General features: G+C 70.9%; 16 protein-coding genes and 2 tRNA genes. 7 read left to right on the plus strand and 11 right to left on the minus strand.

The window, feature by feature from the left end:
• Positions 1 to 117: 117 nt before the first annotated feature.
• From ACQ9ZG_RS09905 to ACQ9ZG_RS09920, 4 genes are all read right to left on the minus strand, one after another.
• Positions 118 to 801 (minus strand): ATP-dependent Clp protease proteolytic subunit, encoded by a 684-nt coding sequence (locus ACQ9ZG_RS09905; RefSeq protein WP_018487167.1) that lies wholly within the window; start codon positions 799 to 801, stop codon positions 118 to 120.
• 82 nt (positions 802 to 883) lie between these two features.
• Positions 884 to 1489, minus strand: a complete 606-nt coding sequence (locus ACQ9ZG_RS09910) for an ATP-dependent Clp protease proteolytic subunit (RefSeq protein WP_018487168.1) — start codon at positions 1487 to 1489, stop codon at positions 884 to 886.
• A 296-nt stretch (positions 1490 to 1785) separates the two neighbouring features.
• A complete protein-coding gene (tig, locus tag ACQ9ZG_RS09915) occupies positions 1786 to 3180 on the minus strand; it encodes a trigger factor (protein ID WP_018487169.1) in 1395 nt (464 codons plus the stop codon).
• A gap of 150 nt (positions 3181 to 3330) precedes the next feature.
• A tRNA-Pro gene (locus ACQ9ZG_RS09920) sits at positions 3331 to 3407 on the minus strand.
• Positions 3408 to 3574: 167 nt separating this feature from the next.
• Here ACQ9ZG_RS09920 and ACQ9ZG_RS09925 point away from each other — a divergent pair.
• Positions 3575 to 3648: transfer RNA gene (locus ACQ9ZG_RS09925), tRNA-Gly, on the plus strand.
• 137 nt (positions 3649 to 3785) lie between these two features.
• Here ACQ9ZG_RS09925 and ACQ9ZG_RS09930 read toward each other — a convergent pair.
• The gene (locus ACQ9ZG_RS09930; protein ID WP_026237373.1) at positions 3786 to 3980 is read right to left on the minus strand and encodes a hypothetical protein; all 195 of its coding nucleotides are present in this window, start codon (positions 3978 to 3980) and stop codon (positions 3786 to 3788) included.
• Between the two features lie 458 nt (positions 3981 to 4438).
• Between ACQ9ZG_RS09930 and ACQ9ZG_RS09935 the strand changes: the two genes are divergently transcribed.
• On the plus strand, positions 4439 to 5629 hold the full coding sequence (locus ACQ9ZG_RS09935; protein ID WP_109917706.1) for an acyltransferase family protein: 1191 nt from the start codon (positions 4439 to 4441) through the stop codon (positions 5627 to 5629).
• Positions 5630 to 5928: 299 nt separating this feature from the next.
• Positions 5929 to 7167, plus strand: coding sequence for a cation:proton antiporter (locus tag ACQ9ZG_RS09940; RefSeq protein ID WP_109917705.1), 1239 nt, complete (start codon positions 5929 to 5931; stop codon positions 7165 to 7167).
• A 174-nt stretch (positions 7168 to 7341) separates the two neighbouring features.
• Here the strand turns inward: ACQ9ZG_RS09940 and ACQ9ZG_RS09945 are convergent, their stop codons facing one another.
• The gene (locus ACQ9ZG_RS09945) at positions 7342 to 8487 is read right to left on the minus strand and encodes a PP2C family protein-serine/threonine phosphatase (RefSeq protein WP_026237374.1); all 1146 of its coding nucleotides are present in this window, start codon (positions 8485 to 8487) and stop codon (positions 7342 to 7344) included.
• A gap of 105 nt (positions 8488 to 8592) precedes the next feature.
• On the opposite strand from ACQ9ZG_RS09945, the gene ACQ9ZG_RS09950 reads away from it, so the two are divergent.
• Positions 8593 to 9828: a GNAT family N-acetyltransferase gene (locus ACQ9ZG_RS09950; RefSeq protein ID WP_109917704.1), complete on the plus strand. Its 1236-nt coding sequence runs from the start codon at positions 8593 to 8595 to the stop codon at positions 9826 to 9828.
• 196 nt (positions 9829 to 10024) lie between these two features.
• Here ACQ9ZG_RS09950 and ACQ9ZG_RS09955 read toward each other — a convergent pair whose 3' ends face one another.
• Both ACQ9ZG_RS09955 and ACQ9ZG_RS09960 read right to left on the minus strand, forming a co-directional pair.
• The gene (locus ACQ9ZG_RS09955; RefSeq protein WP_109917703.1) at positions 10025 to 10852 is read right to left on the minus strand and encodes an Fpg/Nei family DNA glycosylase; all 828 of its coding nucleotides are present in this window, start codon (positions 10850 to 10852) and stop codon (positions 10025 to 10027) included.
• Positions 10853 to 10983: 131 nt separating this feature from the next.
• Positions 10984 to 11472 (minus strand): ribose-5-phosphate isomerase, encoded by a 489-nt coding sequence (locus ACQ9ZG_RS09960; protein WP_018487176.1) that lies wholly within the window; start codon positions 11470 to 11472, stop codon positions 10984 to 10986.
• A 275-nt stretch (positions 11473 to 11747) separates the two neighbouring features.
• On the opposite strand from ACQ9ZG_RS09960, the gene ACQ9ZG_RS09965 reads away from it, so the two are divergent.
• Complete coding sequence (locus tag ACQ9ZG_RS09965) at positions 11748 to 13184, plus strand: amino acid permease (protein WP_028415199.1); 1437 nt, start codon at positions 11748 to 11750, stop codon at positions 13182 to 13184.
• 75 nt (positions 13185 to 13259) lie between these two features.
• On the opposite strand, the gene ACQ9ZG_RS09970 is transcribed toward ACQ9ZG_RS09965, so the two are convergent.
• The gene (locus tag ACQ9ZG_RS09970) at positions 13260 to 13853 is read right to left on the minus strand and encodes a biotin transporter BioY (RefSeq protein WP_018487178.1); all 594 of its coding nucleotides are present in this window, start codon (positions 13851 to 13853) and stop codon (positions 13260 to 13262) included.
• Between the two features lie 292 nt (positions 13854 to 14145).
• Here ACQ9ZG_RS09970 and ACQ9ZG_RS09975 point away from each other — a divergent pair, with 292 nt between their 5' ends.
• Together ACQ9ZG_RS09975 and ACQ9ZG_RS09980 are read left to right on the plus strand one after the other, a co-directional pair.
• The gene (locus ACQ9ZG_RS09975) at positions 14146 to 15690 is read left to right on the plus strand and encodes an amino acid permease (protein ID WP_109917702.1); all 1545 of its coding nucleotides are present in this window, start codon (positions 14146 to 14148) and stop codon (positions 15688 to 15690) included.
• A gap of 120 nt (positions 15691 to 15810) precedes the next feature.
• The gene (locus ACQ9ZG_RS09980; RefSeq protein WP_109917701.1) at positions 15811 to 17265 is read left to right on the plus strand and encodes an amino acid permease; all 1455 of its coding nucleotides are present in this window, start codon (positions 15811 to 15813) and stop codon (positions 17263 to 17265) included.
• Between the two features lie 31 nt (positions 17266 to 17296).
• On the opposite strand, the gene ACQ9ZG_RS09985 is transcribed toward ACQ9ZG_RS09980, so the two are convergent.
• Together ACQ9ZG_RS09985 and ACQ9ZG_RS09990 are read right to left on the minus strand one after the other, a co-directional pair.
• Positions 17297 to 19189 carry a hypothetical protein gene (locus tag ACQ9ZG_RS09985; RefSeq protein WP_499280301.1) on the minus strand — a complete coding sequence of 631 codons (1893 nt, stop codon included), beginning with the start codon at positions 19187 to 19189 and terminating at the stop codon, positions 17297 to 17299.
• Positions 19190 to 19320: 131 nt separating this feature from the next.
• Positions 19321 to 20016, minus strand: a complete 696-nt coding sequence (locus ACQ9ZG_RS09990) for a Dps family protein (RefSeq protein ID WP_028415195.1) — start codon at positions 20014 to 20016, stop codon at positions 19321 to 19323.
• Positions 20017 to 20056 lie beyond the last annotated feature (40 nt).

Raw genomic sequence — 20056 nt, forward strand, 5'->3', positions numbered from 1 at the left:
GGCTCCTGGTGCCTCTATCCGACGGTACCTTGCCTGGGCCCCCGTTCGGGCCCCCCTTGGCACGGTTCACACCGTCGAGACCGTGCGAACGGAATGTGCCAAGGGGAAAGACCGACGTCAGAGCGATGCGCCCGCGGTGGTCTTGCGGGTGGACACGATCTGGTCGACGAGCCCGTACGCCAGGGCGTCCTCGGCCGTCAGGATCTTGTCGCGCTCGATGTCCTCGCGGATCTTCTCCAGCGGGGTGGTCGAGTGCCGGGCCAGCATCTCCTCCAGCTGCGTCCGCATACGGAGGATCTCGTTGGCCGCGATCTCCAGGTCGGAGAGCTGCTCGCGGCCCGTCTGCGAGGACGGCTGGTGGATCAGAACACGGGCGTGCGGGAGCGCCATGCGCTTGCCCGGGGTGCCGGCGGCCAGCAGGATGGCGGCGGCGGAGGCGGCCTGGCCCATGCAGACCGTCTGGATGTCCGGCTTCACGAACTGCATCGTGTCGTAGATCGCGGTGAGCGCGGTGAACGAGCCGCCGGGGCTGTTGATGTAGATCGAGATGTCGCGGTCCGGGTCCATCGACTCCAGGCAGAGCAGCTGCGCCATGACGTCGTTGGCCGAGGCGTCGTCGATCTGGACGCCGAGGAAGATCACGCGCTCCTCGAAGAGCTTCGCGTACGGGTCGTACTCGCGCACGCCCTGCGAGGTGCGCTCCACGAAGCGCGGGACGACGTAACGGTTGTCCACCTGCGGGCCGGTGTAGAGGCCGCTCGCGGAGGCGCCGGAGAAGTTGTTCATGTGGGTGTTCACCATCCTGGTGGCGTTCTGGGGCTGGAGGTCTCGGCGTACGAGAAGGGGGTGCGGGTGTGGTGCCGACGGTCCGGTGAGGACCGGATCAGGCACCCGTGCCGCCGCCGCCCGGGATGCCCGACGCGACCGTGATGATCTCGTCGATGAGGCCGTAGTCCTTGGCCTCCTCCGCCGTGTACCAGCGGTCGCGGTCGCCGTCGCGGATGATCGTCTCGACAGTCTGGCCGGAGTGGTGGGCGGTGATCTCGGCCATGCGCGTCTTGGTGCGGAGCAGGTACTGGGCCTGGATCTTGATGTCCGAGGCCGTGCCGCCGATACCGGCCGAACCCTGGTGCATGAGGATGTCGGTGTTCGGGAGCGCGAAGCGCTTGCCCGCGGCGCCGCCGGTGAGCAGGAACTGGCCCATGGAGGCCGCCATGCCCATGCCGATGGTGACCACGTCGTTCGGGATGTACTGCATGGTGTCGTAGACGGCCATGCCGGCCGTCACGGAGCCACCGGGGCTGTTGATGTAGAGGTAGATGTCCTTGTCCGGGTCGGCGGCAAGGAGCAGGAGCTGTGCGGTGATCTTGTTGGCGATGTCATCGTCGACCTGCTGGCCGAGGAAGATGATGCGCTCGCCGAGCAGTCGGCTGTAGACCTGGTCACCGAGGCCTCCACCGAGGGACGGCTCACCGGCGGCGTAGGGCATCAGATTCGTCACGTATCCACCTGCTCGTCTCTGACGGCTCCGGCCGTCTCAGCTTCTTCGTACCGGGTGGGTGAGTCACTCCCCCACCCTTCCTCTTCATGGACCCTAACGCGCAGGTGGGACAACGCCATCCCGGTTCCGCAACTGTTCGCTGGGAGCGCAAGGTCCGCCGGGGGCACAGGGGTTCCGGGGCCGTACGGCGGTTCGGGGGGATACGGCGACGGGCCCCGGACGCGTGGTGCGTCGGGGCCCGCCGCTGCCGATCGGGGTGCGACCGGCGTGGATCAGCGCGAGGCTCAGGCCTCGTTCTTCTCCTCGGCCTTGGCGTCGTCGGCCTTGGCCTCGGTGGCGGCCTCGGCCGTCTCGGCGGCCTCGTCCTCGTCGTCCTCCAGGTTGACGATCTCACCGTTGGTGTCGACGACCTTGGCGGCCTCGACGACCACGGCGAGCGCCTTGCCGCGGGCGACCTCGCCGACGAGCATCGGCACCTGGCCGCCCTCGACGACGGCCTGGGCGAACTGGTCCGGGCTCATGCCGGAGGAGGCGGCACGCCGCATGAGGTGCTCGGTGAGCTCCTCCTGGTTGACGTTCAGCTTCTCCTTGTTGACCAGCTCGTCCAGGATGAACTGGGTCTTGATGCCCTTGACGGCCTGCTCGGAGGTCTCGTTCTCGAACTCCTCCAGGGTCTTGCCCTGGATCTCGAGGTACTTCTCCAGGTCGAGACCCATCTGGCCGAGCTGGTGGTGCTCCAGGTTGTGCTTGCGGGTCTGGACCTCGTCCGCGAGCAGCTTCTCCGGGATCGGGACCTCGGCGAGCTTCAGCAGCTCCTCCAGGACGCGCTCCTGGGCCTGGGTGGCCTGGTCGTACTGCTTGGTGGTCTCCAGGCGCTTGCGGCTGTCGGCCTTCAGCTCCTCCAGCGTGTCGAACTCGCTGGCCATCTGGGCGAAGTCGTCGTCCAGCTCGGGAAGCTCACGGGCAGCGACGGCGGTGACCTTGACGGTGACCTCGGCGTCCTTGCCCTCGGCGGAGCCGCCCTTCAGCTGCGAGGTGAAGGTGGCCTCGCCACCGGCCTCCAGACCGGTCACGGCCTCGTCGATGCCGTCGAGCAGCTCGCCGGAACCGATGGTGTACGAGACACCGGCGGCCACCCCGTCCTCCAGGACCTCGCCGTCGACCTTGGCCTCGAGGTCGATCGTGACGACGTCGCCCTCGGCGGCGGCGCGCTCGACCGGGTTGGTGGAGGCGAAGCGCTCGCGCAGCTGCTCCACGGCCTTCTCGACCTCTTCGTCGGTGACCTCGAGGGCGTCGACGGTGACCTCGATGCCGGAGTAGTCCGGGATCTCGATCTCGGGGCGCACGTCCACCTCGGCGGTGAAGGCCAGCAGCTCGCCGTCCTTCAGCTCGGTGATGTCGACCTCGGGCTGGCCGAGGACGTTCAGCTCACCCTCGTTGACCGCCTCGGTGTAGAACTTCGGAAGCGCGTCGTTGACGGCCTCCTCCAGCACAGCACCGCGGCCGAACCGCTGGTCGATGACCCGGGCGGGGATCTTGCCCTTGCGGAAGCCCTTCACCGTGACCTGCTGGTTGATCTTCTTGTACGCCGCGTCGAGGCTGTCCTTGAGCTCCTCGAAGGGCACCTCGATGCTGAGCCGAACCCGGGTCGGGTTCAGGGTCTCCACGGCGCTCTTCACGGTTCGGTCTCCTTGGTGGCTGACTTCTTGGGGTTCTGCTGGGCCGCCGATCGGCGGCTTCGCGGACCGAGCCCGGTACATCAGACACACGGGCACGCATTCTGCATAGTAACGGCAAGGAGGAGGACTCCCCCAATGCGATCTTGCCGGTGGTCGGGGTGGCCGGATTCGAACCGACGACCTTCCGCTCCCAAAGCGGACGCGCTACCAAGCTGCGCCACACCCCGTCGGTGCGACACGTAGGGTACATGGGCCGGAGCCGTGCGTCGGCCGCTTTACGGAGGGGCCGGGCGGCGACGGTCCGGGGCCGGGGTCAACGGGTGTGCGGACACCGCCGCCGACCCGCTACGATGCTCTTCGTGCCGCGGTCCGGTGGACCTGCCGTGCGGCGCTCGCGGGCGTAGCTCAATGGTAGAGCCCTAGTCTTCCAAACTAGCTACGCGGGTTCGATTCCCGTCGCCCGCTCCACACAACAAGAGGGCCCGGTCCGACTTCTGTCGGACCGGGCCCTCTTGCGTGCACGGGTGGATACGGGCGCGGGTGCGCGCGGTGGGGCGCGTGGCGGACGCGGCCCACCCCTGCGACCGGAAGACGCCGACCCGGCGTCAGAAGCTGATCTGGTTGATCGTGTCCGCTATCGAGTTCATGAACCTGTTGATCGACGGGGCCATGCCGGTCGACGCCAGGAAGAAGCCGAAGAGGGCGGCGACGATCGCGGGGCCGGGCTTGATGGAGCCGCCACGGATCATCACCACCAGGATGACCGCGAACAGCAGCACCATAGACAGGGAAATAGCCACGTCTGATCACACCCTCGGTCGGTCCGCCTTGCCGGCCCGGAAACGCACACCACCGCACGCCCCGTCGCGTCCATCGTGCCACCAACTCCCCGCTGTCCACTGCCGGGTGACGGATCACACTGACCGGATCCCGCCATCCTGCCCAGCTCGCGGGGGCTCTACGCAGGGTGGGGCGGGGCTCGCGGCGCGCAATCCTTTGGGCACATATTCACGGAACGCCACCGGGCTTCGGCGGCGGATTCCGGCCCCTTTCCCTCACAGGTCGTTCACAGGTAATTCGCGGCGTCGCGCGGGAGATATTTCACACGCCCAACTCCTGGACCGATATGCCCTGTTTAAGGCGGATCAAGTATGCCATAACGGTCACTTCTCGACGGTTTCGCATGTGAATGGAGGGGAACACGCGATATCCCGTCGCGGTTTTACGCGAAGCAATCGACAGGTCTAAGGTGCCTTAGATGTTCCAAGCTCCGAGCGTATTCACAAGGGCTCCGCTCCCCCCGGCGACCCCGGAGTCGGAACCCAGACGCGAGCAGACGCCGAAGGCCACCGCTCCGGCCTCCGCGCCCGCATCCGCGGCGGCGGGGAAGCGTGACCCCTACTTCGACAACGTGAAGTACCTGGCCATCGTGCTGGTCGCGGTGGCGCACGCCTGGGAACCGGTGATGGACGGCAGCCGGGCCACCCGGGCGCTGTACATGATCGTTTACGCGTTCCACATGCCGGCCTTCATCCTCATCTCCGGCTACTTCTCGCGTACGTTCGACATGTCCGCGCCGAAGGTGAAGCGGCTGCTCACCGGTGTCGTGGTGCCGTACATCCTGTTCGAGACGGCCTACACGGTCTTCCGGCGCTACGCGGGAGGGCAGACGGACGCGGAGATCAGCCTGACGGACCCGTGGTACCTGACCTGGTTCCTGGCCGCCCTGTTCATCTGGCGGATCACCACGCCGATCTGGCTCACCCTGCGCCACCCGCTGCTGGTGGCGCTCGCCATCGCCATGCTGGCCACGGTCTCCCCCACGATCGGCGACGACCTGGACCTCCAACGCGTCTTCCAGTTCCTGCCGTTCTTCGTCCTCGGCCTGCTGCTGAAGCCCGAGCACTTCCAGCTGGTGCGGCGCCGCGAGGTGCGGCTGCTCGCCCTGCCGCTCTTCGCGGGCACGCTGGTCCTCGCCTACTGGATCGCCCCGCACGTCTGGCTCAGCTGGCTCTACCGCGCCAACAGCGCCCAGGAACTGAACGTGCCGTGGTGGTCCGGCCCGGTCATCACCCTGATCCTGTTCGGCTGCGGCCTGGTGCTGACCATCGGCTTCCTGGCCCTGGTGCCGGGCCGGAGGACCTGGTTCACCGTGCTGGGCGCCGGGACCATCTGCGGTTACCTGCTCCACGGCTTCCTGATCAAGGGCGCCCGGTACGCGGGCCTGTTCGACGAGTACCCCTGGCTCTCGAACCCCATCGGCCTGGTCGTCGTCTCGATCGCCGCCGCGGTGGCCGTCACCCTCATGTGCACGCCGCCCGTGCGCCGGGCGCTGAAGTTCGCCACCGAACCGGATATGCGCTGGGCCTTCCGGAAGGACCCGAAGAACCCCCAGGACCGGAGGAGTCCGCAGGACCCGGAGAACCGGAAGGTCCTCGCGAAGCACTGAACCCTCCCCCGCACCCTCCCCCCACCCGATCCCCCGCGGCGCCCGCCGCGGGGGATCGTCGCGTTTCCGGGTTGGCCGAATCCTTTCGGTTCACGGGGCGGTGCGAGCCGTCGGGACTCCTGGGGGCAAAGCAGACAAAAGCCGACGATTCGACGTCTCCATAGTTGCAGCGTCAATCGTTCGGTAAACTAATTACTGATGATTTATTGACGCCCCCTTGACGTCCTCTTGACCCACCCCGCCCTCTTGACCTACCTCGAAGGAACAGGCTCATCGGACACGCAGACACCCTCCTCGCCATGGGCGGCGCCTTCCTGGCCGCTGCCGTCCTCGCCCGCCTCGGCGGCCGCATCGGGCTGCCGACGATCCCCCTGTTCATCCTGGCCGGCATCCTCCTGGGCCCCCACACCCCCGGCTACACGCTGCTCTCCAACCCGCACGACCTGGAGATGCTCTCCGCCCTCGGGCTCGTCCTCCTGCTCTTCTACCTGGGGCTCGAATTCCACCTGGACGACCTGAAGACGGGCGGCCGGAAGATGGCCATCGCGGGCGGGACCTATCTGGTCCTGAACGTGGGCGCCGGTCTGGCCTTCGGTTTCGCGCTCGGCTGGGGTACGTCGGAGGCGCTGGTCCTCGCCGGTGTGCTCGGCATATCCTCGTCCGCCATCGTCACCAAGATCCTGGTCGACCTGAAGCGCATCGGTAACCCGGAGACCCGGCCGATCCTCGGCATCATCGTCGTCGAGGACGTCTTCCTCGCCCTCTACCTCGCCGCTCTCCAGCCGATCCTCTCCGGCGCGGACAGCCTCTCGGCCATGCTGGTCGACGGCGGCAAGGCCTTCGGCTTCCTGCTGCTGCTCGCCCTGGCCGCCCGGTTCGGGACGAAGGTCATCGGCAAGCTGATGAACACCCGGGACGACGAGCTGCTGGTCATCTCGTTCCTCGGTGCCGCGGTCTTCATCGCCGGGGTCTCCGAGATGTTCGGCGTGGCCGACGCGATCGGTGCCTTCATGGTCGGTCTGATGCTCGGCTCGACGGCCTCCGGCGAGCGCATCCTCAAGCTGGTCCACCCGCTGCGGGACGCCTTCGGCGCGATCTTCTTCTTCGCCTTCGGCCTCTCCATCGACCCGGGCGACCTGCCCAGCGTCTTCTGGCCGGTGGTGGCGGCCGTCGTCCTGACGCTCGCCATGAACGTGGCCGCCGGTCTCGCGGCCTCCCGCATCTACGACTTCGGCACCCAGGCCACGGCCAACATCGCCACCACCCTGGTGGCCCGGGGCGAGTTCGCGCTCATCCTGGCCACGATGGCGGCGGCGGCCGGACTGGACAAGCGGCTCTCGCCGTTCATCGCCGGCTATGTGCTGCTGCTCGCCGTCCTCGCTCCCCTCGCCGCCGGACGCTCGCACTGGCTGGCCCGGATCCTGCCGGGCCCGCGCGGCGGCAAGGACGGCGGTGGTGACGGCGGCGGCGGTGACGGCCATGACGGCGATGGCAAGGACGGCGACAAGGATCAGAAGCAGGTCCCGGTCCCTGTCTGACGGGGTCTGACGGGGGTCGACGGGGTGTCCGCGCCCGTCGTCCGAGGCGGGATCGACCGCCTCCGGACGACGGGCGTCCCGCCGTCGGAACGAACGGCCCGCCCACCCGGCCGCCTTCCGGTCAGGACGGAAGCGGGAGCGGCTTCCTCGGGGCCTGCGCGGGAGCGGCTTCCCTCAGGGCTTGCGCGAGAGCAGCAGGAGCGCCCGGTCGTCGTTGACGTCCTTGGCGCAGGCCTCGATCAGATGCCAGGCCGCGCCCTCGAAGCCGGTGGAGACATAGCGGTCGGCCTCGCCGGTCAGCCGGTCGATGCCCTCGGCGATGTCCCGGTCGGACGCCTCCACCAGGCCGTCCGTGAAGAGCATCAGCACGTCCCCCGGTGCCAGCGAGCCCTTGACGGCGTCGAACTCGGCCCCGTCGTAGACCCCGAGCAGCGGCCCCTCCCCGGACTTCTCCTCCCACTGCCCGCTGCCCGAGTGCAGCTGGACGGCGGGCGGGTGACCGGCCGAGTAGATCTCGTAGTCCCCGGACTCCAGGTCCAGCACCAGGTGGATCGAGGTCGCGAACCCCTCGTCCCAGTCCTGGCGCAGCAGGTAGCCGTTGGCGGCGGCGAGGAAGCCGTGCGGCGGCAGCGAGCCGAGCAGCCCGCCGAAGGCTCCGGAGAGCAGGAGGGCCCGGGAGCCCGCGTCCATGCCCTTGCCGGAGACGTCGGTGAGGACGGCCTCCAGGGTCCGGCCGCCGTTGGTGCGGGCCGCGACGACGAAGTCCCCGGAGAAGGACTGGCCGCCGGCCGGGCGCAGGGCCATCTCCCGGTGCCAGCCCTGGGGCAGCCGGGGCAGGGCGCTCTGGACCCGGATGCGTTCGCGCAGGTCGAAGAGCATGGTGCCGCCGCGCCGCCAGGGCACCCCGACCCGGGCCCGGAACTGGGCGAGGACCAGGCCGAAGAACCCGCAGGCGGCGACCACCAGGACGGTGCCCGGGGTGACCCGGGCCGGCCCGTCCGCGTACGGCCCCAGCGTCAGCGCCTCCACGATCAGGGCGGCCGCGGCCGTGGCGTACAGACCGAGCAGGCTGGCCGGGCGCAGGAGGAGGCCGCCCGCGACGATGGGCAGGGCGAGGGCGGCCGGGTCGACCCAGACCGGGCTGGTCATGGTGGCGAAGGTGATGGCCGGAATCGTCAGCAGGAGACCGGCCAGCGCGATCCAGTCGGAGCCGTCGCCCCGGAAGTAGTCCACCCCGGATCTGCGCAGCCCGATGCGGGCCCGGTGCGCCGATCTCCGCCACCGGGCCCAGAAGTCGTCCACTCCTGCGCGACGTGCCATTGCCCGGACCCTATCCACCCGGGCGGCTCCGGTGCAGGGGGACCCCGGTGACAAGGCACGCGAAATCGGGTCGTCCGCTTCCGCCCGCCCTGGTAGGCATGAGCCATGACTTCCGAACCGCGTGTGCTGCGACCTGCTGAATGGGACCCCTGGTTCTCCTGTCTGGAGCGCGCCTTCGGGGGCGTGGAGAGCGCCCCGGAGTCGCGCGAACTCTGGCAGGAACTGACCGAGCACGAGAGGTGCCTCGGCCTCTGGGAGGGCGGGACGTGCGTCGGTACGGCGGGGGCGTACAGCTTCCGGCTGACCGTGCCGGGCGGCGCCGCGGTGCCCACGGCGGGGGTGACGATGGTGAGCGTCGCGGGGACGCACCGGCGGCGCGGACTGCTGCGGTCCATGATGCGGCGCCAGCTGGACGACGTACGGTCCTGGGGCGAGCCGCTCGCCGTGCTGACGGCGTCGGAGCCGGCCATCTACGGGCGCTTCGGCTACGGGGCCGCGACCCGCGCCCTGAAGCTGGACATCGACACCTCCCGCGTGAGCCTGGAGGTGCCGCCGGGCACGGACGGGGTGCGGGTGCGGTACACGGACCCGGTGGCGGCCCTGCCCGCCTGCGAGGAGGTGTACGGGCGGCTCGCCGCCGAGCGTCCGGGCACGCCGGTGCGGCAGCCGAAGTGGGAGCGGGCCGCGGTGGTCGACACGGCCCAGGACCGGGCGGGCGCCTCGCCCCTGCAGTGCGTGCTGGCCGAGCGGGACGGCGAGGTGACGGGGTACGCCACCTTCCGGGTGCGGCCCGACTGGGACCGGGCGGGGCCGAAGGGGACGGTGGCGCTGCGGGATCTGGCGGCGCTGGACCCGGCGTCGTACGCGGCGCTGTGGCGGTTCCTCTTCGGCATCGACCTGACGTCGGCCCTGGAGACCGGGTCGCGCCCGGTGGACGAGCCGCTGATGCACCTGGTCTCGGACGTGCGGCGGTGCGGGGCGGTGGTGCAGGACTCGCTCTACGTACGGCTGGTGGAGGTCGGCGCCGCCCTGGAGGCGCGCGCGTACCGGACGCCGGTGGATGTGGTGCTGGAGGTGGAGGACGCCTTCTGCCCGTGGAACGCGGGGCGCTGGCATCTGGTGGCGGATGCGAAGGGCACCGCCACGTGCCGGCGTGCGCCGGATCGCACGCCGGATCTGGAGCTGTCGGTACGGGAGCTGGGCGCCGCCTATCTGGGCGGGGTGCCGTTCGCCTCGCTGGCGGCGGCCGGGCGGGTGCGCGAGGTGCGGCCGGGAGCACTGGCGGAGGTCTCGTCGGCCTTCTCGTGGCACGTGGAGCCGTGGCTGCCGCACGGGTTCTGAGCCGTACGGAACGGTACTCCGGCGCGTACGGGGCGGTCCCGGGGCGTACGGGACGGTCTTCCGGCGCGTCCGGGACGGTCTTCCGGCGCGTACGGGGGCGGTCCCGGGGCGTGCGGAACGGTCTTCCGGGCCGCCCCGGGACCCTCCCGTGCGGCTCGCGGGTGGCGTGGGCGCCGGGGCTCCCGGGCCGGGGGTCTCAGGCGTCGGCCCGGCCGCCCGGGGGCTGGCAGCGGGGGCACCAGAAGAGGTTGCGGGCGGCGAGGTCCGCGGTCCGGATCTCGGTGGAGCAGATGTGGCAGGGCAGGCCGGCCCGGCGGTAGACGTAGACCTCGCCGCCGTGGTCGTCCTTGCGGGGCGGGCGGCCCATCGCCTCGGGCAGGTGCGCGGGGCGGACGGTGTCGATCCGGTTGTTCCGGACGCCCTCGCGCATCAGCTCCACCAGGTCCGCCCAGATGAGGTCCCACTCGGCGCGGGTGAGGTCCTTGCCGGTGCGGTACGGGTCGATGCCGTGGCGGAAGAGGACCTCGGCCCGGTAGACGTTGCCGACGCCCGCGATGACCTTCTGGTCCATCAGGAGGGCGGCGACGGTGGTCCGGCTGCGGGAGATCCGCTGCCGGGCGCGCTCCCCGTCCTCGTCGCCGCGGAGCGGGTCGGGGCCCAGGCGCTCGTGTATCGCGCGCTTCTCGGGCTCGGTGATCAGGGCGCAGGTGGTGGGGCCGCGCAGATCGGCGTAGTGGTCCGCGTTGACCAGCCGGAGGCGGACCGTGTCGGTGGGCGGTTCCACCGGGGCAGTGCCGAAACCGAGCTTGCCGAAGAGGCCGAGGTGGATGTGGACCCAGCCGGTGGTGCCGAAGCCCAGGAAGAGGTGCTTGCCGTGGGCGTCGGTGGTGGTGAGGGTGTGCCCGTCGAGCAGGGCCGCGCTGTCGGAGAACTTCCCCTGCGGGCTGCTCACCCGGACCGGACCGCCCGCGAACCGCTCGGCGTGGTCCTGGGCGAGGCGGTGGATCGTGTGTCCCTCGGGCACGGCGGGCTGCTCCCTGTGGGGGTACGGGGGTGGGGCGTCCGGGCCGGAGAGTACGGCGGTGGCGTACCGGCCGGGGTGCGGCGGCGGACATGGCCGTGCCGCCGGGCGCGGGCCCGGCGGCACGGGGGGTGTCAGTCCTGCTGCGGGTGGTGGGCCGGGATCGGGGGGAGTTCGCCGGTGGTCTCGTACGCCGAGAGCATCTCGATGCGGCGCGTGTGGCGCTCCTCGTTCGAGTACGGCGTGGAGAGGAAGATCTCGACGAACTTGGTCGACTCCTCCAGCGTGTGCATCCGCCCGCCGATCGCGACGACGTTGGCGTTGTTGTGCTCACGGCCGAGGGCGGCGGTCTGCTCGCTCCAGGCCAGTGCGGCGCGGACGCCCTTGACCTTGTTGGCGGCGATCTGCTCCCCGTTGCCGGAGCCGCCGATCACGATCCCGAGGCTGTCGGGGTCGGCGGCCGTCCGCTCGGCGGCGCGGAGGCAGAACGGCGGGTAGTCGTCCTGGGCGTCGTAGATGTGGGGACCGCAGTCGACGGCCTCGTGGCCGTGGGCCCCGAGCCACTCGACGAGGTGGTTCTTGAGTTCGTAACCGGCATGGTCGGATCCGAGGTACACGCGCATGGTGCGAAGTGTGGCACGAACATCGCGGGGCGGCCGTCAGCGGGGTCACGGCCGCCCGCTCATGGCGGTGTGACCAGGCTCACTTGAGCAATGATCAGGCAAATGATCCGGAGGAGGGGGTTCCTCTTCCACTGTTCTCCGGGCTTGAATGCGTGGCCTTGCCCTGACTTCCGCACCACCCCTCGCGGCTCCGCACCACCTCACCGCGGATCCGCACCACCCCACCGCGGAGCAGGGCGGGCACCCTCATGCACGGAAACGTAAGGACTCCCCCCATGACGTCGCAGACGACGCTGGCGCAGCCGGGCCACGAGCCCGGTGAGCCGGACCGGCCGGACTCGTCGGACGGGCTTCAGGCAGGACTGAAGAACCGCCACCTCTCGATGATCGCGATCGGCGGTGTGATCGGTGCCGGGCTCTTCGTGGGCTCCAGTGCGGGCATCGCGGCGGCCGGTCCGGCGATCCTCATCTCGTACGCGATGGTCGGCCTGATGGTCGTCCTGGTGATGCGGATGCTCGGCGAGATGGCCGCGGCCCGTCCCAGCTCCGGCTCCTTCTCCGCCTACGCCGACCAGGCGCTGGGCCGCTGGGCCGGTTTCTCCATCGGCTGGCTCTACTGGTTCTTCTGGGTCGTCGTGCTCGCCGTGGAGGCCACGGCCGGTGCCAAGATCCTGGAGAGCTGGATCCCGGGCGTCCCGCAGTGGGCGTGGGCGCTGATCGTGATGGTCGTACTGACCGCCACGAACCTGGTCTCGGTGGGCAGTTACGGCGAGTTCGAGTTCTGGTTCGCCGGGATCAAGGTGGTGGCGATCGCCGCGTTCGTGGTGGTCGGCCTGCTCGCCGTCTTCGGGCTGCTGCCCGGCTCCGACAACCCCGGCTCGGGGCTCGCGCACCTCACGGACTCCGGCGGGTTCTTCCCCGAGGGGCCGGGGGCCGTCCTCACCGGTGTGCTGATGGTGGTCTTCTCGTTCATGGGCAGCGAGATCGTGACCCTGGCGGCCGGGGAGTCGGCGGACCCGCAGCGGGCCGTGTCGAAGGCCACCAACAGCGTGATCTGGCGGATCGCCGTCTTCTACCTCGGCTCGATCTTCGTCGTGCTGACCCTGCTGCCGTGGAACGACCCGTCGATCCTGGAGAAGGGCAGCTATGTGGCCGCCCTGGACTCGATCGGCATCCCGCACGCCGGTCAGGTGATGGACTTCATCGTGCTGACGGCCGTGCTCTCCTGTCTCAACTCCGGCCTGTACACGGCGTCCCGGATGGCGTTCTCGCTCGGTGAGCGGGGCGACGCGCCGAAGTCCTTCGCCAAGGTCAACCGGCGGGGCGTGCCGCAGGCGGCGATCCTGTCCTCGGTCGTCTTCGGCTTCGTGGCGGTGTTCTTCAACTACCAGTGGCCCGACACGGTCTTCCAGTTCCTGCTGAACTCCTCGGGAGCGGTGGCGCTCTTCGTCTGGCTGGTCATCTGCTTCACCCAGCTGCGGATGCGCGCGATCATCCTGCGCGAGTCGCCGGGCAGGCTCGTCGTGCGGATGTGGCTCTTCCCGTATCTGACCTGGGCGACGATCGCGATGATCTCCTTCGTCCTGGTCTACATGCTGACCGACGACACCGCCCGTGAGCAGGTCGTGCTCTCGCTGCTGGTGGCGGCGCTGGTGGTGGGCATCTCGCTGGTGCGCGAGGTGCGGAGCCGCAAGGCGTCCGCCGGCGGCTGACGGCGTGTGACGTACGTACGTGAAGGGGCCCGCCGGACCGTCATGGTCCGGCGGGCCCCTTCACGGCCTTCCGCCTCAGTCGCGGCGGCCGAGCAGCTTCCAGGCGGCGGGCAGCGCGCCCATCGCCAGGGCCGCCTTGAGGGCGTCGCCGATCAGGAACGGGGTGAGCCCGGCCGCGACGGCGGCGCTCAGGGACATGCCGGTGGCGAGGGCCAGGTAGGGCACGCCGACGGCGTAGATGACCGCGGAGCCGACCGCCATCGTGCCCGCCGTGCGCAGCACCGAGCGGTCACCGCCCCGGCGGGCGAGGGCGCCGACCACGGTGGCGGCGAGCAGCATGCCGAGGATGTAGCCGAGGGACGGCATCGCGTAGCCCGAGGTGCCCTCGGCGAACCACGGCATGCCGGCCATGCCGACGACCGCGTACACCGCGAGGGAGAGGAAGCCGCGGCGGGCGCCGAGCGAGGTGCCGATGAGCAGCGCGGCGAAGGTCTGGCCGGTGACGGGGACCGGGGAGCCGGGGACCGGGACGGCGATCTGGGCCGCGAGGCCGGTGAGGGCGGCGCCGCCCAGGACGAGGGCCGCGTCGACGGCGTAACGGTGCCGGGCGGCGGGGAGCAGGTCGGCGAGGACCGCTCCGGAGCGGACGGGGGCGGCAGCAGTGCTCATCGGGACTCCGCGGGTGAGGGCAGACGGGTGGGGAGGGACTGCTGCCGACGTTAGCCCAGCGGTGAACGGTCGATCACCATCAGCCGCCCACAAAGCGGCGGTTGACGCATTGGTGGGGTTCACACAAACGCCGCTGCACAATCACTTTCCGGCGTGACACTCGTCACGGAGGTCGGGACGGAGGTGGCCCGTTTTGCCGGGAAGGGTCTCGGGGGCCCAGACTGTAGGTTCCCCATAAACGGCAGGCTCCCCATCAGCGGCCTGAGAATGATCCGGGAGTGACCCGCACCCCATGCACGAGGCTCCGCCCACCGCGTCCGCCGCTCCCCCGGCCGTCTCCGAGCCCCTCGCCCCCGGGCTGAAGCAGCGTCATCTCACGATGCTCGGGCTCGGAGGGGTGATCGGGGCCGGGCTCTTCGTCGGATCGGGTGCCGGGATCGCCGTGGCCGGGCCCGCCATCGTCGTCTCGTATCTGATCGCGGGCGCGCTGGCGATGCTGGTGATGCGGATGCTGGGCGAGATGTCCGCCGCGATGCCCGCCTCCGGTTCCTTCTCCGTGCACGCGGAGCGGGCGCTCGGGCGGTGGGCCGGGTTCAGCGTCGGCTGGCTGTACTGGTTCCTGCTGGTGGTGGTCCTCGCCGTGGAGGCGACGGCCGCCGCGCAGATCGCCCACGGGTGGCTGCCGGCGGTCGAACCGTGGGCCTGGGTGCTGCTGTTCATGGTCGTGTTCACCGCCGCCAACCTGACGGCCGTGAAGAACTTCGGTGAGTTCGAGTTCTGGTTCGCCTCCTTGAAGGTGGGCGCGATCGTCGTCTTCCTGGTGCTGGGGGTGCTGGCGGTCCTCGGGTGGCTGCCGGACACCGAACCGGTCGGCATGACCCATCTGACCGGGGAGGGCGGCTTCCTGCCCAACGGCTGGGGCGGGGTGGTCGCCGGGGTGCTGACCGTGGTCTTCGCCTTCGGCGGTCTGGAGGTCGTCACCATCGCCGCCGCCGAGACGGCCGACCCGGCCCGTGCGGTGGGGCGGGCGGTGCGCAGTGCGGTGGTGCGCATCCTCTTCTTCTACGTCGGTTCGATGCTGGTCATCGTGACCGTGCTGCCGTGGACCGCCCAGCAGGCCGGGCTGAGCCCGTACGTGAAGGTGCTGGACGCGATCGGGGTGCCCTCGGCCGGGCAGGTCATGAACATCGTGGTGTTCGTGGCCCTGCTCTCCGCCCTCAACGCCAATCTGTACGGCTCCTCGCGGATGGTGTTCTCGCTGGCCGAGCGCGGGGAGGCGCCGCGCGGGCTGCTGAAGGTGTCGGGCGGCCCCTCGGGGCAGGAGGGCGGTTCCTCGGGGCAGGAGGGCGGCTCCCGGGGACGGGCCGGCGGGGTGCCCCGGCGGGCGGTGCTGGCGTCGGTGGCCTTCGGCTTCGTCTCCGTACTGCTCAATCTGCTCTGGCCGGACACCGTGTTCCTCTACATGCTCAACTCGGTCGGCGCGGTGCTGCTGTTCGTCTGGGCGCTGATCGCCGCCTCCCAACTGCGGCTGCGCGCCCGGCTGGAGCGGGAGGCTCCCGAGGCGCTGACGCTGCGGATGTGGTGCTTCCCGTATCTGACCTGGCTGACCCTGGCGGGGCTGCTGGGGGTGCTGGTGCTGATGCTGACGGACGAGGGCGCGCGGCCGCAGGTGCTGTGGTCGGCGGGGGCGACGGCGCTGGTGCTGCTGGTGGCGGTGGTGCGGCAGCGGCGGGAGGGGCAGCCGCTCGCGCCTGCCGGCGGCCCGGAGTCCGGATCCACCGACCGCACGGGATCCGGTTTCACCGACCGCACGGAGTCCGGTTTCACCGACCGGTAGGCGCGTGCGCACCTTGTGTGAGCCTCGTGCCCGTATAGCGGACATCCGTTCCTTGTGAGCGGTACGGATGCTCAGACTGTGGGTTCGTCCCTCGTCTCAGCTACCGAACAGAGCTTGTCCATGTCTCGGACCTCCGCGTCTCCCCCCACCGCAGACTCCGCAGCCGCCGGAGCCTCGACGGACTCCGCGCTCACCCACGGCCTCAAACAGCGCCATCTCTCGATGATCGCCCTCGGCGGGGTGATCGGCGCCGGGCTCTTCGTGGGCTCCGGGGCCGGGATCGCCGCCGCCGGGCCCTCGATCATCGTGGCGTACGCACTCTCCGGGCTGCTCGTCATGCTGGTGATGCGCATGCTCGGCGAGATGTCGGCCGCCAACCCGGCGTCCGGCTCCTTCTCCGTGCACGCCGAGCGGGCGATCGGCCCCTGGGCCGGGTTCACGGCGGGCTGGTCCTTCTGGTTCCTGCTCTGCGTGGCCGTCGGCCTGGAGGGGATCGGCGCCGCGCAGATCGTCAGCGGCTGGCTGCCGGGCACGCCGGAGTGGGCGTGGGTCGCCCTGTTCATGGTGATCTTCCTGGGCACCAACCTGGCCGCCGTGAAGAACTTCGGTGAGTTCGAGTTCTGGTTCGCCGCGCTGAAGGTCATCGCGATCACCCTGTTCCTGGTGCTCGGCCTGCTGGCGATCCTCGGCGTCCTGCCCGACACGGACGCGCCCGGCCTGGCCAACCTCACCGGCGACGGCGGCTTCCTGCCCAAGGGCATGGACGGCTTCATCATCGGACTGCTCGCCTCCGTCTTCGCGTACGGCGGTCTGGAGACGGTCACCATCGCCGCCGCCGAGTCCGAGAACCCGGTGCAGGGCGTGGCGAAGGCCGTCCGTACGGCGATGTGGCGCATCGCGGTCTTCTACATCGGCTCGATGGCGGTCATCGTCACCCTGGTCCCCTGGGACAACCCGAAGGTCGCCGAGGTCGGCCCCTTCTACGCCATGCTCGACCACCTGGGCGTCGGCAGTGCCGCGCAGATCATGAACGTGGTCATCCTCATCGCCCTGCTCTCCGCGATGAACGCCAACATCTACGGCGCCTCGCGGATGGCGCGGTCCCTGGTCGCCCGGGGCCAGGGGCCGGCCGTGCTCGGCCGGATCTCCTCCGGGGTGCCGCGCAACGCGGTGCTGTTCTCCTCGGTCTTCGGCTTCCTCTGCGTGCTGCTCAGCTACTGGCGGCCGGACGACGTCTTCCCCTGGCTGCTGAACATGATCGGCGCCGTGATCCTGGTGGTGTGGATCTTCATCGCCGTCTCGCAGCTGGTCCTGCGCCGCCGCACCGAGCGCGAGGCGCCCGAGAAGCTGGTCGTACGGATGTGGCTCTTCCCGGTCCTGACGGTCGTGGCGCTCGCGGGCATGGCGGGCATCTTCCTGCTGATGCTGCGCCAGCCGGACACCCGTGACCAGTTGCTGGCCACGGGTGCGCTGACGCTGGTGCTGATCGGCGTCGGTGTCGTACGTCAGCGGCGCAAGGGCCACGCCGAGGCCTCCGACGGCTCCGGGGCCTCGGTCCCCGCACAGCGGAAGTAGCCGGTCCGGGCGGCGGCCCGGGGCGCGGCGGTCAGAGCAGCAGCACCGCCGCGCCCCACAGCACCGACAGCGCGACCAGCGGCGGTCCGACCGGCATGCCCTGCCGGGCCGCCGGCGCCTCCTCGGTGGGGCGCAGCCCGGGGCTGAGCCGGAGGGCCCGCAGTTCCTCGGCGGCGCGCTCCGCGTACGGCTCACGGCCCAGGCGCCTCTCCAGCCACGCCCAGCCGGTGGGCGACAACTCGACGTCGTCGCCCCCCTGGCCCGTACCGATGCGGATGCCGTCCTGGAAGTGGCGTACGAGGGTGACCGCGTCCCACTCGATCCGGCGCACCCGCCATGCCCCGGTGACCCACAGTCCGTCGCGGTCGGCGGTGATCCGCCAGGTGAGGGCCGTCGCGACGGCGGTGATCAGCCATGGCAGCCCGAGGAGCAGCCAGATCCAGGTCCAGGAGAACCCGTCGTCGAGCATGGCCCACATGCCGCCGCCCTGGACGAGGAGCAGGCCGACGCCCACGGCGCGCGAGAGGCCGTGCGCCTTCCACACCCGCAGGCCGTCCGCGGGGGTCATGGAGGCGGCGATCTCCTCGACGGACCGCCGTGGGCTCTTCCGCCCGGTGTCCTCCGCCCGGCTCGTCGACCGGCTCGGCAGCAGCTTCGGGCCGGCCGGCTTCACGGCGGTGACGCTGCACTCCACCAGCACCTCGGGCGTCTCCTCGTCGGGCCGTGCGGCGAGGGCGACCTCGGCCCCGGCGCAGGGGGTGCCGTACAGGACGGCCTCGCGCAGCGGCGGCGGAGGGTCCTCGCCCTTGAGGATCTGCCGGAACCTGGTGAGGTCGACGGCGTCCGTATCGTCGTCGGCCCCTTGCTCCCTCTGCTCGTCCTCGTCCTCGTCCTCGAAGGAGGCCAACGAGTGGAAGTGCAGGACGGGCCGGAGGGCCTCCGGGTCGTCGGCCGCGTACACCCAGCTCCGGCCGTCCTCGTGGTCCTCGCGCACCAGCACCTTCAGCACCGGCAGGGGCCCGCGCCTCAGCCGCACCGAACGCGTCCGCCCGTCCACGCCGTTGGCGAAGAACGCCAGCCCGCCGACGAGGCCGCCGAGGACCAGCAGCTCCCAGCCGAAGGCGTCGTACGGCTCCGCGACCAGCGCCGCCCAGTCGCCGTCCACGACGAGATCGACGGTGCCGCCCTCGGGGAAGTCCTCGGGGTAGGCCGTCTCGATGCGGTGGGTACGCCCGTCGGCCTCCACCTTGACGAAGTCGGCGTCCTCGTCGCCCCGGTCCAGGGACACGACCTGGCCCGTCAGCTTCGTGGCGCGCGCGGCCCGCTCCGCGTACTCGTCCGCGACCTGCTGGGCCTGCCAGTAGCCGAACCCGGCGACGGCCAGCAGCAGGGCGGCCAGCCCGAAGGAGAACCGGCCCCGGCGGAACGTCCGCGCGGCCCCGGGCAGCGGCTGCCGGACCTCCCCGGCCGCCTCCAGGGCCAGCGCCCGCTGCCGCCCGGCAAGGGCCAGCCGGTGGACGAGCCCGGCGGCGGCGAAGGCGGCGGCCACCGGGTGGGCGAGCGCGTACGGCTCCCCGAACGACTCGGTGAACCCGCCGTCCTCCGCGAACCCGACCAGCCCCGCCGCCAGCCCCGCGAGGGCGAGCCGGGGCTGGCGCCACACCCAGTACAGGGTCAGCACCAGCACGACGGCCATCAGGAGCCCCGGCCAGTCGGTGCCGCACGGCGCGGCGGAGGTACAGGCGGCGGCGGGCGCCCCCTCCAGGTACCAGACCCCTGCGACGACGAGCGCGAGGACCGCCCAGAGCGGGTGGGCCCAGCGAGCCGGCACGGCGGCCAGCCAGCGCTGGGCGTCGGGGGTCCGCCAGTCGGCGGTGCCGGGGGGTATGTGCTCGGCGGGGAGGGGCAGAGGAGCTTTGTTCACCCGCGCATTATGACCAGGTGTGAGGTGATGGCCCGAGGTCCGGGGCTCCGGCGGCTCCCGCTTCCTCTCCCTGTTCCTGTTCCTCAGGGAAACGAACGGGCCGGGCGCGTGGCCCGGCCCGTGGGAGACGGTCAGCGCGTGGTGCGCCTGCTCGTCGTCGACTTCTTGGTGGCGGTCGTCTTCTTCGCCGCCGCCTTCTTGGTCGTGGCCTTCCTCGCCGGGGCGGGCAGCGCCGTCTTCTTCGCCGCGGTGCGCCCGGCGGCCGCGCGCTTCGGGGACGCGGCCGCGGCCGCCGCCTCCTCGGTGGCGGCGCCGGCGGTCGACAGGCTTCCGGAGCTGCTCTCCAGGTGCGCGCGGACGAACCACTGGAACTGCTCCAGGCCGCGCAGGTGCTCGATGAGCAGGTCCTCGGTGACGGGGTCGATCCCGCCGGCCTTCTCGACCGCCGCGCGGTGGTCCTCGATGATCCCCGTGTAGACCAGGTCCAGGGCGCCGAGGTGGGCGATGGCGTCGGCGCGGCCCACGCTGTAGTCGTCCCAGGTGCGCTCCTTGACCAGGGCGCCCGGCGTGCCCTGCGGCTCGCCGCCGAGGGCGGAGATCCGCTCGGCGGCTGCGTCGGCCATGTCCCGTACGGCGGCGGTCTGCGGGTCGAGCATCTCGTGGACGGCGATGAAGTGCGGGCCGACCACGTTCCAGTGGATGTGCTTGAGCGTCAGGGCGAGGTCGTTGAGCGCGTGCAGGCGCAGCGTCAGGAGGTCGATGACCTGACGTCCCTGGTCGACGCCGAGGCCGGGGACGGTGTAGCGGGGGGTGCGTGCGGGTGACATGGGGCTCCTGTTCCTGGTGATGTTCCGATGGGTGGTGGTG

Source organism: Streptomyces araujoniae, assembly GCF_050871195.1.
Lineage (GTDB): Bacteria > Actinomycetota > Actinomycetes > Streptomycetales > Streptomycetaceae > Streptomyces > Streptomyces bacillaris.

What these genes read in the sequence shown, in the direction of transcription:
- ACQ9ZG_RS09950 (WP_109917704.1), top strand. Translation starts at nt 8,593, where the DNA reads ATGACTTCCGAACCGCGTGTGCTGCGACCTGCTGAATGGGACCCCTGG.
- ACQ9ZG_RS09965 (WP_028415199.1), top strand. Translation starts at nt 11,748, where the DNA reads ATGACGTCGCAGACGACGCTGGCGCAGCCGGGCCACGAGCCCGGTGAG.
- ACQ9ZG_RS09945 (WP_026237374.1), bottom strand. Translation starts at nt 8,487, where the DNA reads ATGGCACGTCGCGCAGGAGTGGACGACTTCTGGGCCCGGTGGCGGAGA.
- ACQ9ZG_RS09935 (WP_109917706.1), top strand. Translation starts at nt 4,439, where the DNA reads ATGTTCCAAGCTCCGAGCGTATTCACAAGGGCTCCGCTCCCCCCGGCG.
- ACQ9ZG_RS09970 (WP_018487178.1), bottom strand. Translation starts at nt 13,853, where the DNA reads ATGAGCACTGCTGCCGCCCCCGTCCGCTCCGGAGCGGTCCTCGCCGAC.
- ACQ9ZG_RS09990 (WP_028415195.1), bottom strand. Translation starts at nt 20,016, where the DNA reads ATGTCACCCGCACGCACCCCCCGCTACACCGTCCCCGGCCTCGGCGTC.
- ACQ9ZG_RS09905 (WP_018487167.1), bottom strand. Translation starts at nt 801, where the DNA reads ATGGTGAACACCCACATGAACAACTTCTCCGGCGCCTCCGCGAGCGGC.
- ACQ9ZG_RS09910 (WP_018487168.1), bottom strand. Translation starts at nt 1,489, where the DNA reads ATGCCCTACGCCGCCGGTGAGCCGTCCCTCGGTGGAGGCCTCGGTGAC.
- ACQ9ZG_RS09960 (WP_018487176.1), bottom strand. Translation starts at nt 11,472, where the DNA reads ATGCGCGTGTACCTCGGATCCGACCATGCCGGTTACGAACTCAAGAAC.
- ACQ9ZG_RS09975 (WP_109917702.1), top strand. Translation starts at nt 14,146, where the DNA reads ATGCACGAGGCTCCGCCCACCGCGTCCGCCGCTCCCCCGGCCGTCTCC.
- ACQ9ZG_RS09940 (WP_109917705.1), top strand. Translation starts at nt 5,929, where the DNA reads ATGGGCGGCGCCTTCCTGGCCGCTGCCGTCCTCGCCCGCCTCGGCGGC.
- ACQ9ZG_RS09980 (WP_109917701.1), top strand. Translation starts at nt 15,811, where the DNA reads ATGTCTCGGACCTCCGCGTCTCCCCCCACCGCAGACTCCGCAGCCGCC.